At 60.2% G+C, this 13,705-nt stretch carries 24 protein-coding genes and 1 riboswitch; of the genes, 2 read left to right on the top strand and 22 right to left on the bottom strand.

Going from position 1 to position 13,705, the window contains the following annotated elements:
- Positions 1-16: 16 nt before the first annotated feature.
- Positions 17-66, top strand: a riboswitch (SAM-SAH riboswitch).
- A gap of 4 nt (positions 67-70) precedes the next feature.
- Positions 71-1,237 (top strand): methionine adenosyltransferase, encoded by a 1,167-nt coding sequence (gene metK / locus EP867_RS12755; RefSeq protein WP_128489819.1) that lies wholly within the window; start codon positions 71-73, stop codon positions 1,235-1,237.
- A 108-nt stretch (positions 1,238-1,345) separates the two neighbouring features.
- Complete coding sequence (gene trmB, locus EP867_RS12750; RefSeq protein WP_128489817.1) at positions 1,346-2,053, top strand: tRNA (guanine(46)-N(7))-methyltransferase TrmB; 708 nt, start codon at positions 1,346-1,348, stop codon at positions 2,051-2,053.
- Here trmB and EP867_RS12745 read toward each other — a convergent pair.
- The 22 genes from EP867_RS12745 to rpsJ form a co-directional block, all read right to left on the bottom strand.
- Positions 2,044-2,475: a hypothetical protein gene (locus tag EP867_RS12745; protein WP_128489815.1), complete on the bottom strand. Its 432-nt coding sequence runs from the start codon at positions 2,473-2,475 to the stop codon at positions 2,044-2,046. The two genes, trmB and EP867_RS12745, sit on opposite strands and share 10 nt — an antisense overlap.
- Before the next feature lie 69 nt (positions 2,476-2,544).
- The gene (rpmD, locus tag EP867_RS12740) at positions 2,545-2,736 is read right to left on the bottom strand and encodes a 50S ribosomal protein L30 (protein WP_128489813.1); all 192 of its coding nucleotides are present in this window, start codon (positions 2,734-2,736) and stop codon (positions 2,545-2,547) included.
- Positions 2,737-2,748: 12 nt separating this feature from the next.
- Positions 2,749-3,309, bottom strand: a complete 561-nt coding sequence (gene rpsE / locus EP867_RS12735; protein WP_128489810.1) for a 30S ribosomal protein S5 — start codon at positions 3,307-3,309, stop codon at positions 2,749-2,751.
- Positions 3,310-3,424: 115 nt separating this feature from the next.
- On the bottom strand, positions 3,425-3,784 hold the full coding sequence (rplR, locus tag EP867_RS12730; RefSeq protein ID WP_128489808.1) for a 50S ribosomal protein L18: 360 nt from the start codon (positions 3,782-3,784) through the stop codon (positions 3,425-3,427).
- 11 nt (positions 3,785-3,795) lie between these two features.
- The gene (gene rplF, locus EP867_RS12725) at positions 3,796-4,329 is read right to left on the bottom strand and encodes a 50S ribosomal protein L6 (RefSeq protein WP_128489806.1); all 534 of its coding nucleotides are present in this window, start codon (positions 4,327-4,329) and stop codon (positions 3,796-3,798) included.
- Positions 4,330-4,339: 10 nt separating this feature from the next.
- Positions 4,340-4,738 carry a 30S ribosomal protein S8 gene (gene rpsH / locus EP867_RS12720; protein WP_174722328.1) on the bottom strand — a complete coding sequence of 133 codons (399 nt, stop codon included), beginning with the start codon at positions 4,736-4,738 and terminating at the stop codon, positions 4,340-4,342.
- Between the two features lie 11 nt (positions 4,739-4,749).
- Entirely contained in the window at positions 4,750-5,055 is a 306-nt protein-coding gene (gene rpsN / locus EP867_RS12715) for a 30S ribosomal protein S14 (protein ID WP_128489804.1), read from the bottom strand.
- Between the two features lie 19 nt (positions 5,056-5,074).
- Positions 5,075-5,635, bottom strand: a complete 561-nt coding sequence (gene rplE, locus EP867_RS12710) for a 50S ribosomal protein L5 (RefSeq protein ID WP_128489803.1) — start codon at positions 5,633-5,635, stop codon at positions 5,075-5,077.
- Positions 5,632-5,937, bottom strand: a complete 306-nt coding sequence (gene rplX / locus EP867_RS12705; RefSeq protein ID WP_128489801.1) for a 50S ribosomal protein L24 — start codon at positions 5,935-5,937, stop codon at positions 5,632-5,634. Before rplX ends, rplE begins: the two co-directional genes overlap by 4 nt.
- A 1-nt stretch (position 5,938) precedes the next feature.
- Positions 5,939-6,307, bottom strand: coding sequence for a 50S ribosomal protein L14 (rplN, locus tag EP867_RS12700; protein ID WP_013066055.1), 369 nt, complete (start codon positions 6,305-6,307; stop codon positions 5,939-5,941).
- A 96-nt stretch (positions 6,308-6,403) separates the two neighbouring features.
- A complete protein-coding gene (rpsQ, locus tag EP867_RS12695; protein WP_128489799.1) occupies positions 6,404-6,637 on the bottom strand; it encodes a 30S ribosomal protein S17 in 234 nt (77 codons plus the stop codon).
- An 11-nt stretch (positions 6,638-6,648) separates the two neighbouring features.
- Positions 6,649-6,852, bottom strand: coding sequence for a 50S ribosomal protein L29 (rpmC, locus tag EP867_RS12690; protein WP_128489797.1), 204 nt, complete (start codon positions 6,850-6,852; stop codon positions 6,649-6,651).
- 315 nt (positions 6,853-7,167) lie between these two features.
- Positions 7,168-8,610, bottom strand: a complete 1,443-nt coding sequence (locus EP867_RS12685) for an NCS1 family nucleobase:cation symporter-1 (RefSeq protein ID WP_128489795.1) — start codon at positions 8,608-8,610, stop codon at positions 7,168-7,170.
- Positions 8,611-8,864: 254 nt separating this feature from the next.
- Complete coding sequence (gene rplP / locus EP867_RS12680) at positions 8,865-9,278, bottom strand: 50S ribosomal protein L16 (RefSeq protein WP_128489793.1); 414 nt, start codon at positions 9,276-9,278, stop codon at positions 8,865-8,867.
- Positions 9,279-9,294: 16 nt separating this feature from the next.
- Complete coding sequence (rpsC, locus tag EP867_RS12675; protein WP_128489791.1) at positions 9,295-10,011, bottom strand: 30S ribosomal protein S3; 717 nt, start codon at positions 10,009-10,011, stop codon at positions 9,295-9,297.
- The gene (gene rplV / locus EP867_RS12670) at positions 10,011-10,391 is read right to left on the bottom strand and encodes a 50S ribosomal protein L22 (RefSeq protein WP_124962956.1); all 381 of its coding nucleotides are present in this window, start codon (positions 10,389-10,391) and stop codon (positions 10,011-10,013) included. Before rplV ends, rpsC begins: the two co-directional genes overlap by 1 nt.
- Before the next feature lie 3 nt (positions 10,392-10,394).
- The gene (rpsS, locus tag EP867_RS12665; protein ID WP_128489789.1) at positions 10,395-10,673 is read right to left on the bottom strand and encodes a 30S ribosomal protein S19; all 279 of its coding nucleotides are present in this window, start codon (positions 10,671-10,673) and stop codon (positions 10,395-10,397) included.
- A 3-nt stretch (positions 10,674-10,676) separates the two neighbouring features.
- Positions 10,677-11,516, bottom strand: coding sequence for a 50S ribosomal protein L2 (gene rplB / locus EP867_RS12660; RefSeq protein ID WP_128489787.1), 840 nt, complete (start codon positions 11,514-11,516; stop codon positions 10,677-10,679).
- A gap of 180 nt (positions 11,517-11,696) precedes the next feature.
- Positions 11,697-11,993, bottom strand: coding sequence for a 50S ribosomal protein L23 (locus EP867_RS12655; protein WP_128489785.1), 297 nt, complete (start codon positions 11,991-11,993; stop codon positions 11,697-11,699).
- Positions 11,990-12,610 (bottom strand): 50S ribosomal protein L4, encoded by a 621-nt coding sequence (rplD, locus tag EP867_RS12650; RefSeq protein ID WP_128489783.1) that lies wholly within the window; start codon positions 12,608-12,610, stop codon positions 11,990-11,992. Before rplD ends, EP867_RS12655 begins: the two co-directional genes overlap by 4 nt.
- A complete protein-coding gene (gene rplC, locus EP867_RS12645) occupies positions 12,607-13,329 on the bottom strand; it encodes a 50S ribosomal protein L3 (protein WP_128489781.1) in 723 nt (240 codons plus the stop codon). The genes rplD and rplC overlap by 4 nt, the downstream gene beginning before the upstream one ends.
- A 13-nt stretch (positions 13,330-13,342) precedes the next feature.
- Positions 13,343-13,651: a 30S ribosomal protein S10 gene (gene rpsJ, locus EP867_RS12640; RefSeq protein WP_124962950.1), complete on the bottom strand. Its 309-nt coding sequence runs from the start codon at positions 13,649-13,651 to the stop codon at positions 13,343-13,345.
- Positions 13,652-13,705: the final 54 nt, after the last annotated feature.

The raw sequence follows: 13,705 nt of genomic DNA, 5'->3' as shown, positions 1-13,705 counted from the left end.
GCACTACTGCGCTCTCTTACCGTCACAACGGCTTCCTGGCGTGACGGCCTTGTTTTCAATGGAGCACTGAATGTCCCGCGACAACTACGTCTTCACTTCCGAGTCCGTCTCGGAAGGTCATCCGGATAAGGTCTGCGACCGGATCTCGGATTCGATCCTCGACGCCTTCCTGCGCGAAGAGGCCAATGCCCGCGTGGCCTGCGAGACATTCGCGACCTCGTCTCTCGTCGTCATCGGCGGTGAGGTCGGGCTCTCTGATGTGGACCGGCTCCATGATTTCATGGGACGCGTGCCGCAGATCGCCCGCGACTGCATCCGCGACATCGGCTACGAGCAGGAGAAGTTCCACTGGAACACCTGCAAGGTGATGAACTTCCTGCATGAGCAGTCGGCCCATATCGCGCAAGGGGTGGACCGCGACGGTGCAGGCGACCAGGGCATCATGTTCGGCTATGCCGTGGATGAAACCCCCGAGCTGATGCCCGCGCCGATCCAATACGCCCATGCCATCCTGCGCCGCCTGGCCGAGGTGCGCAAATCAGGTGCTGAGCCGAGCCTGCGTCCCGATGCGAAATCGCAGCTCTCGGTGCGCTATGAGAACGGCCGCCCCGTTGAGGTGACCTCGATCGTGCTGTCGCATCAGCACGCCGATGAAGCCCAGGATTCGGCTGCGATCCGCGCCATCGTGGAACCCTATATCCGCGAAGTGCTGCCCGCGGAATGGATCACCCCGAAAACCGTCTGGCACGTGAACCCGACCGGGACCTTCGTGATCGGCGGTCCGGACGGGGATGCCGGTCTGACCGGCCGTAAGATCATCGTTGACACCTATGGCGGTGCCGCACCCCACGGCGGCGGTGCCTTCTCGGGCAAAGACCCGACCAAGGTGGACCGCTCGGCGGCCTATGCCGCGCGCTATCTGGCGAAGAACGTGGTGGCTGCGGGTCTTGCGCGGCGCTGCACGGTGCAGGTCTCTTACGCCATCGGCGTGGCAGAGCCGCAGTCGATCTATGTCGACACCCATGGCACCGGCCTGGTGCCGGATCAGGTGATCGAACTTGCGATCCCGAAAGTGCTGGATCTGACCCCGCGCGGCATCCGCACCCATCTGGGGCTGAACAAGCCGATCTATGAGCGCACGGCAGCCTATGGCCACTTCGGCCGCGCCCCCGAAGCCGACGGCGGCTTCTCGTGGGAGCGCACCGACCTGGTTGAGGCGCTGAAAAAGGCGGTCTGAGCCTTGAAAAAGCGCCCCTCGGGGCGCTTTTTGCTTCTGCGGCGGCCTGCCTGCTTGACCCCGGCTCCGGGGCTGATTACCTCCGCCCGACCCCGCCGGAGAGCCAGAATGACCGAAGAGACCCAGACGCCTGCCCGCCGCAACTTCTATGGCCGCGCCCATGGTAAGACGCTGCGCGCGTCGCAGAAGACCTATCTGGCCGAAGATCTCGATGTGCTGCGCCTGAAAGGCATCACCGCCGCCGAGAACCCGGCCCGTGAGAAGATCGACCTTGAGACGCTGTTCCCCGGCACCGGCCCCTTCTGGCTGGAAGTGGGCTTTGGCGGTGGCGAGCATCTGGTGCATATGGCGGCGAAATACCCCGGCATCCGCATCATCGGCTGCGAGCCTTTCGTGAACGGTGTGGCCATGCTGCTCGGCAAGATCCGCGCCGCAGGCGTCACCAATCTGGCGATCCATCCGGCCGATGTGCGCGACCTCTTTGACGTGCTGCCCGACAATGTCTTCGACAAAGTCTTCCTGAACTACCCCGATCCCTGGCCGAAGGCGCGCCACCACCGCCGCCGCTTCGTGACGCCGGACTATCTGAACGAACTCGCCCGTGTGACGAAGCCGGGCGCAGAGTTCCGCGTGGCGACCGATATCCCGGATTACGTTCGCCAGACCCTGGAAGAAGTGCCGCCTGCGGGCTTCACTCTGGAGAAACAGGCCGGTCTGAATGAGGCCTGGGACGACTGGATCTCAACCCGCTATGAGCAAAAGGCGCTGCGGGAAGGCCGCGATCCGCATTACCTGACCTTCCGCCGTCACGGCTGAACCTCGCCCGTCAGCGTCAGACGCGGCAGCCCTGCCGCGTCGACCAGGGCATAGCCCGAAGCCACCTCTTCAAAGCGGCGCACCTGAGAGAGTTCCTCCAGGAAGGCTGCCGCCTGAGCCGCCGCCTCAGGCACCTCACAGCCCGTGGTGACCAGCCGGGCAGGCCCGAGGGACAGATTCGGCAAGACCCCCGACACCTCCGCCTGCCAGCCTGCACCGCAATCGAGTCGCCCCGCTGCCACGAGAGCGCCGCCCGGACTGACATGCAGCAGGAGTGAGCTGCCCATCGCCCCCTCCGCCGCCTCCGGCAGATGCAGCGTCCAGGGCGCGCCCATGCGCAAAGACAACTCCAGCGCCGAAATCGTCTGACCAGGGGGCGGAACGGCGATCAGCAGGGCCACCGCAAAGACCTGAACCCTCATACCCAATACCCCAAATGCAAAACGCCCCGGATTTCTCCGGGGCGTCTTTATCAGAAAACGGGGCTGAAATCAGCCGCGCTCTTCGATGATTTTCGCAAGGTGCGGGATCTTGTTGACCATGCCGCGAACCGAAGGAGTATCTTCGAGTTCACGAACAGCGCGCACTTTGTTCAGGCCAAGGCCACGCAGGGTTGCTGCCTGGATCGCCGGACGGCGAGCGGGCGAGGCAATCTGCTGAACAACGATGGTTTTTTTGGACATCGTCTGGGATCCTTACGCTTCAGCCGCAGCGGCTTCGCCGTCTTTCTTCAGGATGTCAGCGACTTTTTTGCCGCGACGCGCTGCCACCGAACGGGGCGAAGCTTCCTGTTTCAGACCGTCGATGGTCGCACGGATCATGTTGTAGGGGTTCTGCGAGCCGAGCGACTTCGCAACAACGTCCTGAACGCCGAGCATCTCAAAGACAGCGCGCATCGGGCCGCCTGCGATGATACCGGTACCCGGAACGGCCGTACGCATGACGACCTTACCAGCGCCGTGACGACCTTCGACGTCATGGTGCAGGGTGCGGGCATCTTTCAGCGCCACACGGATCATCGAGCGTTTTGCCTGCTCGGTTGCCTTACGGATCGCCTCAGGCACTTCTTTCGCTTTGCCTTTGCCGAAGCCGACGCGACCGCGCTGGTCACCGACAACGACGAGGGCTGCGAAACCGAAGCGCTTGCCGCCTTTAACGGTTTTCGAGACGCGGTTGATCGCTACGAGACGATCTGCGAATTCCGGGGTCTCTTCGCGCTCAGCGCGGCGTTCCCGGCGGTTCTCACGTTCTGCCATAAGACAGTCCTTTTTGAGTTGGCATCTGAAGACGCCATATAAATCCAATCCAGGTGAGGGCCCCGAGGGGCCACTCCCGGATCATCGGGAGGGAGCCTGAGCCCCCTCCGCCTGATCAGAACTTCAGGCCACCTTCACGGGCAGCGTCGGCCAGGGCCTTCACTTTACCGTGGAAGAGGAAGCCGCCGCGGTCGAAGTAGCACTCTTCGACGCCAGCTGCTTTAGCCCGCTCAGCGATAGCAGCGCCGACTTTGGTCGCTGCTTCGATGTTGTTCTTGCCAACGAAGCCCAGAGCAGCTTCCTGAGTCGAAGCGGCGGCAACGGTCACGCCGTTGACGTCGTCGATCAGCTGGACGCTGATGTTTTTGTTGGAGCGGTGAACCGACAGGCGCAGACGGCCAGCCGACATTTTGCGGAGTTTGTTCCGAACGCGCAGGCGGCGTTTGATGAACAGATCTCTTTTCGAGTTTGCCATTTTCGCAGCCCTTACTTCTTCTTGCCTTCTTTGCGGAAGACATACTCGCCCTTGTAGCGGATGCCTTTGCCCTTATAGGGCTCGGGCTTTTTCCACTCGCGGATGTTCGCAGCAACCTGGCCGACCTTCTGCGCGTCGATACCTTCGACAACGATTTCGCTCTGCTTCGGCGCCGTAACAGCGACGTCTGCCGGCGGAACGAAGTTCACGTCATGGCTGTAGCCAAGCGAGAGCTTCAGGCCGGTGCCCTGAGCGGCGGCACGGTAACCAACGCCCTGGATTTCCAGCTCTTTCTTGAAGCCGGTCGAAACGCCGGTCACAAGGTTCGCCACCATCGAACGCGACATACCCCACATGGAGCGTGCACGCTTCGACAGGCCGCGCGGCTTGACGGTGACCGAACCCTCTTCGAGGATCAGGGTGACGTCGTCCGGAGCGGTGAAGGTACGGGTGCCTTTCGGACCCTTTACTTCCAGGGTCTGGCCGGAAAGGGTCGCCGAAACGCCCTTCACCAGTTCGACGGGCTTCTTGCCAATACGAGACATGGAACCCTCCTCAGAACACGGTGCAAAGCACTTCGCCGCCAACATTGGCTGCGCGTGCGTTTGCATCGGTCAGGACGCCTTTCGGAGTCGAAATCACAGCAATGCCAAGGCCGTTGCGGACCGAGGGCAGTTCCTGTGCGCCGGCGTAAACGCGGCGGCCCGGCTTCGAGACGCGCTTGATCTCACGGATCACAGCAGCACCTTCGAAGTATTTCAGGCTGATTTCGAGAGCCGGATGGCCGTCTTTACCAGTGGTTGCTTCGTAGCCACGGATGTAGCCTTCAGCAGCCAGAACATCGAGAACCCACGCGCGCAGCTTCGAGGCCGGGGTCGACACGGTCGACTTGCCACGGAGTTGTGCGTTGCGGATACGGGTCAGCATATCGCCGAGCGGATCGTTCATAGACATTGTCCGACTCCTTACCAGCTCGACTTAACCATGCCCGGGATCTGACCGAAGGAGGCCAGTTCACGCAGCATGATCCGCGAAAGTTTGAGCTTACGGTAGTAAGCATGGGGACGGCCGGTCAGCTGGCAACGGTTGTGCAGGCGGGTGGCCGACGAGTTGCGCGGCAGAGCAGCAAGTTTCAGGGAAGCGCCGAAACGCTCTTCCATCGGCTTGGACTCGTCCTTGATGATCTCTTTGAGAGCAGCACGCTTGGCGGCGTATTGGGCCACCAGCTTAGCGCGCTTTTTCTCGCGTTCGATCATGGATACTTTTGCCATATGTGATGTCCTCCCGCGATCAGGCCATGAAGGGCATGTTGAATTGCTTCAACAGCGCCTTGGCTTCCGCGTCGGTCTTGGCGGTGGTGCAGATGATGATGTCCATACCGAGGATCTCGTCGACTTTGTCGAAATCGATCTCCGGGAACACGATGTGCTCTTTCAGACCCATGGCGTAGTTGCCACGGCCGTCGAACGAGGTGCCTTTTACGCCACGGAAGTCGCGGACGCGCGGCAGCGCGACGTTGATCAGGCGGTCCAGGAATTCGTACATACGGTCACCGCGCAGGGTCACTTTGGTACCCAGCGGCATTTCTTCACGAACGCGGAAGCCGGCGATCGACTTTTTCGCGTGAGTGACGACTGCTTTCTGACCAGCGATTTTCGACAGTTCCTCGGAGGCCTGTTTGACCTTCTTGGTGTCTTTAACCGCTTCGCCAACGCCCATGTTCAGCACGATTTTGTCGAGCTTCGGGAGTTGCATCACGTTGGTGTAGCCGAATTCTTCTTTGAGAGCGGCTTTCACCTTGGTCTCATAGAGCGATTTCAGGCGCGGGGTGTAGGTTGCATCGGTCATCAGATCGCATCCCCGGTGGTCTTGGCGAAGCGGACCTTCTTGTCGCCTTCCATGCGGAAGCCAACGCGGGTTGCTTTACCGTTTGCGTCCAGCAGCGCGAGGTTCGACAGATCGATCGGCATCGATTTCGCGATGCGGCCGCCCTGCGAGGTCTGCGACTGACGGGTGTGGCGGATGGCAACGTTGATGCCTTCGACCACGGCTTTGTTCGCCGACGGGTTCACAGCGGTGATTTCACCCTGTTTGCCTTTGTCTTTGCCGGTGAGGACGACGACTTTGTCGCCTTTTTTCAGCTTTGCAGCCATATCACAGCACCTCCGGCGCCAGCGAGATGATCTTCATGAAGTTCTTCGCGCGCAGCTCACGAACGACCGGCCCGAAAATACGGGTGCCAACCGGTTCACCCTGGTTGTTCAGGATGACAGCAGCGTTGCGGTCGAAACGGATGGCGGTGCCATCTTCACGACGAACTTCTTTCGCGGTGCGAACGACGACGGCTTTACGTACGTCACCTTTCTTCACGCGACCCTTCGGAATCGCCTCCTTGACCGACACCACGATGATGTCGCCCACGGATGCGTAGCGGCGATGCGAGCCGCCCAGAACCTTGATGCACTGAACTCGGCGTGCGCCGGAGTTGTCAGCTACATCCAGATTAGTCTGCATCTGGATCATTTGGTTTCTCCCGACCTTCGGAGACAGCTGATCAGCACTGCCCCGGGGTTTCGCTCAGTGAAGCACTGAAGCGATGAGGGAGGCTTGAGCGGGTGCTCAGGCCTCCGTCACCACAGTCCAGCGCTTCGTTTTCGAGATCGGCGCACATTCGACGATGCGAACGGTGTCACCAACCTTGAATTGGTTTTCCGCATCGTGAGCGCGGTATTTCTTCGACTTACGGACAGTCTTTTGCAGCAGCGGGTGCTTGAAACGACGCTCGACCAGAACGGTGATGGTCTGATCGTTTTTGTCCGAGGTCACGGTGCCTTGCAGAATACGACGGGGCATCTGTGTCTACCTCAGTTCGCTGCCGCTTGCGCGGCCATTTCGTTCAGAACGGTCTTGATACGTGCAACGTCGCGGCGGACAGCGCGCATACGGGCAGTGTTATCAAGCTGGTTGGTCGCCTGACGGAAGCGCAGGTTAAACGCTTCTTTTTTCAGGGCGACGAGTTCGTCGCGAAGCTGGTCCGGGGTCTTGGACCGCAGTTCTTGGGCGCTCATTCGCCTATCCTTTTCATATACACCAGAAGGCCCCCGTCGGTGTCTTCGGGGTAACCGTAGTGATCTGGTGGATCAAAAATGCACGCACGACTCCCCCACGGGGGAATCGTGCGATGCGCCTCATTAGCCTCCGGTGCGACCCGTGGCAAGAGATAGTTTCGAAATCGCCTTATTTTTAAGGCTCTTCGGCGGGGTCACGCCGGCAGAAGCCCGAAGACCCTCTCCGCCCTGCCCGCGCCGGTTCGCCGGGAGAGGACAGAGCAACGGCCGGAGACATCCCCCGGCCGTTGCTGCCTGTCACAGAAGCCGCAGCGCTCAGGCGCGCACCGGCTGCCTTGTAAAGACATGCATGAGAGCGCCGCCGAGCACGGCCCCGATGATCCAGTTATAGCCCGACAGGAAGCTGAACCACGGCACCCAGACCGTCAGCACCGAGAAGACGGCTGCTGCGACAAAGGCTTTCACCGCCGCGCTGTTCCAGCCGTTCTCATAGTGATAGCGACCGCCCGCCATATCATAGAGGTCGTTCAGATCGAGATGCTGACGACGGTGGACGTAGTAATCGACGATCATGATGCCGAAGAGCGGCGCGAGCGTGGCACCCAGGGTGTTCACAAAGCCATCAATGCCGAAGTTGCTGATGAAGCCCGTCCAGAATCCGCCGATGACCAGAGCAAAGCCTGCGGTGATCAGACCCGCCCTACGGAAGCCGATCCGCTCAGGCGCGAGGCTGGCAATGCCGTTTACAGCCGGAATGAAGTTAGCCACGAGGTTGATCCCCACGGTCGCGGCAAAGAAGGTGATCGCGGCGATCACGCTCAGCAGCACGCTGTCGGTCCGCTCAACGATCTCAGTCGGGTTCACCAGAGCCTCGCCATAAACTACAGCCGCCCCGCCCGTCGTCAGCAGCGCCAGCGCCGAGAAGAGGATCATGTTCAGCGGCAGCCCGGTCAGGTTGCCCTTAATCATCGTCGGCTTGTCTTTGGCATAGCGCGAGAAGTCAGAGAAGTTGATCATCACCGCGGCGAAGTAAGCCACCATGGTGCCGACGATGGCCACAAAGCCCTTCAGCTCAGTCCAGAAGGTGCCCTCCGGGTTTACGAAGATCGTCGCCGTGGCCGAGAGCAGCTGCCCGTCCGACTTGTTCCACAACACGATCAGCAGGCCGATCATCACCGCATAAACAAAGGGTCCGGCGATGTTGAGGAAGGTCTCAACCCAGCCCATGCCGCGCCAGAAGATCAGGATGTGGAACAGCCAGACCAGCACGAAGGACAGCCAGTCAACACCCGACATGCCAAAGATCATGCTGGTATCCTGCACCCCGGTCAGAGAGCGGATGAGCAGCGACAGCGCGGTTGAGGCGAAATGCACCTGCACGCCGAACCAGAAGACCGCCACGGTCGCCCGTAAGATCGCCGGCAGCTTGCCACCCTGGGTCCCGAGGCTGGCACGCGCGAGGACGGGATAAGGAATCCCGTATTTCTCACCCGGCGCACCGGAGAGGTTGACCATCCACATAACGAAAAGTCCGGCCGCAATCAGCGCCGCAAAGGCCGTCCAGCCGCCCACGCCGTAGGAAATGAACAGCGAGGCGACCAGCGTATAGCCAAAGAGCGACTGAATATCATTCGCCCAGATATTGAAGATGGCGAACCATCCCCAGGATTTTTCCTCTTTGGTGACCGGGTTCAGAGCGTTACCATCCGGATCCGCCGAGCCCCCCTGCGCATGATGCGCCCGATCAAGCGATGACATCTTTCCCTTCCAGAAATGTGTACACGCGGCCCGCAGATGGATCTCGAAAATGAAGACAATAAGCTGACCCTGGTAATTTCCTTATAAACCAGAAGGTCCTTCGCGCATTATGCGGAAATTCAAACAGGATCTTTTTGAAACAAACGGGAATAAAGCTACATCGCACAACCTGAGGGCGTTACCGGGAGCCGCCGACTGCGCATAAAAAAGGCCCCCGCTTGCGCAGGGGCCTTCGTTGGTCCGGGGACCAGATCTTACCAGTCTTCGCGGACGACGACGCGCGAGGTGACCGGAAGCTTCATCGCGCCAAGGCGCAGAGCCTCACGTGCGATCTCTTCGGACACGCCGTCGATTTCGAACATGATACGGCCCGGCTTCACTTTGCACGCCCAGAAGTCGACGGAGCCTTTACCTTTACCCATACGAACTTCGGTCGGTTTCGACGAAACCGGAACGTCCGGGAAAATACGGATCCAGACACGACCCTGACGCTTCATGAAGCGGGTGATCGCACGACGGGCTGCCTCGATCTGGCGCGCGGTGACGCGCTCCGGCTCGGTGGCTTTCAGCGCGAAGGAGCCAAAGTTCAGCTCAAAGCCGCCCTTTGCTTCGCCCTTGATACGGCCTTTGTGCTGTTTGCGGAACTTAGTCCGTTTCGGTTGCAGCATAGTTCACTACTCCCTATCAGCCGCGATCGCGGTCGCGACGCGGACCACGCGGAGCCGGAGCGTCGTTGCCTTCAGCGGCGCGACGGTCACGAGCCTGCGGGTCGTGTTCCATGATCTCGCCCTTGAAGATCCAGACCTTCACACCAATGATCCCGTAGGGGGTCGATGCTTCAGCCAGGGCGTAGTCGATGTCAGCGCGCAGGGTGTGCAGCGGCACGCGGCCTTCGCGGTACCATTCGGTACGTGCGATTTCAGCACCACCCAGACGGCCACCCACGTTCACACGGATGCCGAGGGCACCCATGCGCATCGCGTTCTGCACAGCGCGTTTCATGGCGCGGCGGAACGAAACGCGGCGTTCCATCTGTTGAGCGATCGATTCGGCGACCAGCTGAGCGTCGACTTCCGGCTTGCGGACTTCGACGATGTTCAGGTGGAGTTCCGAAGCGGTGAACACCGAGAGCTTCTTGCGAAGGGTCTCAATGTCAGCGCCTTTTTTGCCGATGATCACGCCCGGACGTGCGGTGTGAATGGTCACACGGCACTTACGGTGCGGACGCTCGATGATGACGCGCGAAACGCCGGCTGCCTTGCATTCCTCGTGGATGAACTCACGCATCTTGAGGTCTTCAAGGAGAAGGTTGCCGTACTCTTTCGAGTCAGCATACCAGCGGCTGTCCCAGGTGCGGTTGACCTGGAGACGCATCCCGATCGGGTTGACCTTCTGACCCATTACGCAGTCTCCCCTTTCTGACGCACCTTGATCGTGATCTCGGCGAAGGGCTTCATGATCTTGCCAAAGCGACCACGTGCACGCGGACGGCCACGCTTCAGGGTGATGTTCTTGCCGACCCAGGCTTCTGCCACGATCAGATCATCCACGTCCAGGCCGTGGTTGTTCTCAGCGTTGGCGATAGCCGACTGAAGGCATTTTTTCACGTCGATGGCGATACGCTTTTTCGAGAAGGTGAGGTCGGCCAGAGCCTTGTCAACTTTCTTACCGCGGATCATCGCAGCCACCAGGTTCAGCTTCTGAGGGCTGACCTTGAGCATACGGGCGATTGCCATCGCCTCGTTGTCCGCCACGCGGCGCGGATTTTTTTCCATACCCATGGCTTACTTCCTTTTGGCTTTTTTGTCAGCCGCGTGACCATAGTAGGTCCGGGTCGGCGAATACTCACCGAACTTCTGGCCGATCATCTCTTCCGACACAGTCACGGGAACGTGCTTGTGGCCGTTGTAGACGCCAAAGGTCAGACCAACGAATTGCGGCAGGATCGTCGAGCGGCGCGACCAGATTTTGATCACATCCGACTTGCCCGATTCGCGAGCTTTCTCGGCCTTCTTGAGGACGTAAGCGTCGACAAAGGGGCCTTTCCAAACAGAGCGCGACATGGATTAGCGTCCCTTCTTCTTCGCGTGACGCGAACGAACGATATACTTGTCCGTCTGCTTGTTCGAACGGGTACGTGCACCCTTGGTGCTCTTACCCCACGGCGTGACCGGGTGACGGCCGCCCGAGGTCCGGCCTTCACCACCACCATGCGGGTGGTCGATCGGGTTCATCGCCACGCCGCGAACGGTCGGACGAATACCTTTGTGGCGGTTACGACCAGCTTTACCGAAGTTCTGGTTCGAGTTGTCGGGGTTCGACACGGCACCGATGGTGGCCATGCACTCCTGACGGACCATGCGCAGTTCGCCCGACGAGAGGCGGATCTGAGCGTAGCCACCGTCACGGCCGACGAACTGAGCGTAGGTACCTGCAGCGCGTGCCAGCTGGCCGCCCTTGCCCGGTTTCAGTTCGACGTTGTGCACGATCGTACCGATCGGCATGCCCGAGAAGGGCATCGCGTTGCCCGGCTTCACGTCAACCTTTGCACCAGCGACAACTTTGTCGCCGACAGCAAGGCGTTGCGGCGCCAGGATGTAGGTCAGTTCGCCATCTTCATAACGCACGAGTGCGATGAATGCGGTCCGGTTCGGATCGTATTCGATCCGCTCAACGGTCGCTGCGATGTCAAATTTACGACGTTTGAAATCGACAATACGGTAGAGACGCTTCGCGCCGCCACCCTTGTGCCACATCGTGATACGTCCGGTGTTGTTCCGGCCACCCGTCTTGGTCAGACCCTCGGTGAGGGCTTTGACAGGACGACCTTTCCAAAGCTCCGAACGGTCGATCAGTACCAGCCCGCGCTGGCCAGGCGTCGTCGGTTTATACGACTTCAATGCCATGGTTTCTGTCTTCCGTCTGCTGGCAGGATTTTAACCCTGCGGTGAAGGGCTCCGTAGATCCCCGTTATATTTCCGGTTCCGTCACGATCCTGACGCGTCACCGCGCCGGAAAACTTCGGTTTGTCCGAAAAGAGCCACGGCCCCGGATGAACCGGGGCCGTGAGATTCGCCGGTCTAATATCAGAGACCGGTGGAGACGTCGATGGTGTTTCCTTCTTCGAGCGTCACATAGGCCTTCTTAACGTCCGAGCGAACGCCGGGGCGGCCGCGGAAACGTTTGACTTTGCCTTTGGTGATGGTGGTGTTGACCGCCTTCACCTTAACGCCGAATACCGCTTCGACAGCCGCTTTGATTTCCGGCTTCGAGGAATCCATCGCCACTTCGAAGACCACAGCACCGTTTTCCGATGCCAGGGTTGCCTTCTCGGTGATGATCGGGCGGCGGATGACGTCGTATTGTTCCGGTTTCACGCTCATTTCAGGCGAGCCTCCAGAGCTTCGACACCTGCTTTGGTGATGACGAGAACGTCACGCTTCAGGATGTCGTAGACGTTGGCACCGATCCCCGGGAGCACATCCATGCCTTCCAGGTTACGGGCAGCTTTTGCGAAGTTATCGTCGATGGCAGCGCCGTCGATGATCAGGGTACGCTTCCAGCCCAGAGCCTCTTTGGCTTTCGCCAGCTCTGCGGTTTTCGGAGCGGCCAGAGCCGCAGCTTCCAGAACCACCAGCTCGCCTGCTTTGGCTTTCGCCGACAGAGCGTGCTTCAGGCCGAGAGCGCGGAACTTCTTCGGCAGGTCATGGGCGTGCGAACGCGGGGTCGGGCCCTTGTACACACCACCGTGACGGAAGATCGGGGCTTTCTTGGAACCGTGACGTGCGCCACCGGTGCCCTTCTGGCGGTAGATCTTCTTGGTTGAGTAGGACACGTCCGACTTGCCGAGCGTCGAGTGGGTGCCGGCCTGTGCTTTCGCACGCTGCCAGCGCACCACACGGTGCAGGATGTCGGCGCGCGGCTCGAGGCCGAACAGCGCTTCGTCCAGATCGATCTCGCCGGCTTTCGAGCCGTCAAGTTTGATCACATCAAGTTTCATGCTTCACCCCCTTCGACTGCAACTTCAGCAGCCGGAGCAGCAGCAGCGGCACGAATCGCAGCCGGTTTCGGAGCATCGGCGTGAGCCGGCTTCTTCACCGCGTCTTTGATCGTGACCCAGCCACCTTTGGAACCGGGGACCGCGCCTTTAACCAGGATCAGACCGCGCTCTGCATCGGTCTTGACGACCTGCAGGTTTTGCGTGGTCACGCGGACGGCACCCATGTGGCCTGCCATCTTTTTGCCTTTGAACACCTTACCGGGGTCTTGGCACTGACCGGTCGAACCGTGCGAACGGTGCGAGATCGACACACCGTGCGACGCACGAAGACCACCGAAGTTGTGGCGCTTCATCGCACCGGCAAAACCTTTACCGATCGAGGTACCGGCGATGTCAACGAATTGACCGGCCAGGTAGTGTTCTGCGGTGATTTCCGCGCCCACTTCGATCAGGTTGTCTGCCGACACGCGGAACTCAGCCACTTTGCGCTTCGGAGCAACATTCGCTTTCGCGAAGTGGCCGCGCATCGGGGCGGTCGTGCGTTTTGCCTTGGCATTGCCCGCGCCGAGCTGAACAGCGGTGTAGCCGTCAGTTTCAGCGGTGCGTTGTGCCACGACCTGCAGGTTTTCGAGCTGGAGAACGGTAACAGGAACCTGTTTGCCGTCTTCCAGGAACAGCCGGGTCATGCCCAGCTTCTTGGCGATAACACCAGAGCGCATCTGTAATGCCCCCTTAAACTTTGATCTCGACATCCACGCCGGCGGCGAGGTCGAGCTTCATCAGCGCGTCCACCGTCTGCGGGGTCGGATCTACGATGTCGAGGAGACGCTTGTGGGTACGGATTTCCCACTGGTCACGCGACTTTTTGTCGATGTGCGGCCCACGGAGAACCGTGAACTTTTCGATCTGGTTCGGAAGCGGAATCGGGCCACGCACATGTGCGCCGGTCCGTTTCGCGGTGTTTACGATTTCCTGCGTCGAGGCATCCAGGACGCGGTAATCGAAGGCTTTCAGCCGGATGCGGATGGTTTGTCCAGACATCTGATTTCCCTTCGATGGTCAGGTGCGGGCAGGCCCGCACCCTTCCAAAGATCA

It is taken from the genome of Falsigemmobacter intermedius (assembly GCF_004054105.1).
Taxonomy (GTDB): Bacteria; Pseudomonadota; Alphaproteobacteria; order Rhodobacterales; family Rhodobacteraceae; genus Wagnerdoeblera; species Wagnerdoeblera intermedia.
Note: the sequence above shows the minus strand (reverse complement) of the source record. Positions and strands in the feature narration are given on the sequence as shown.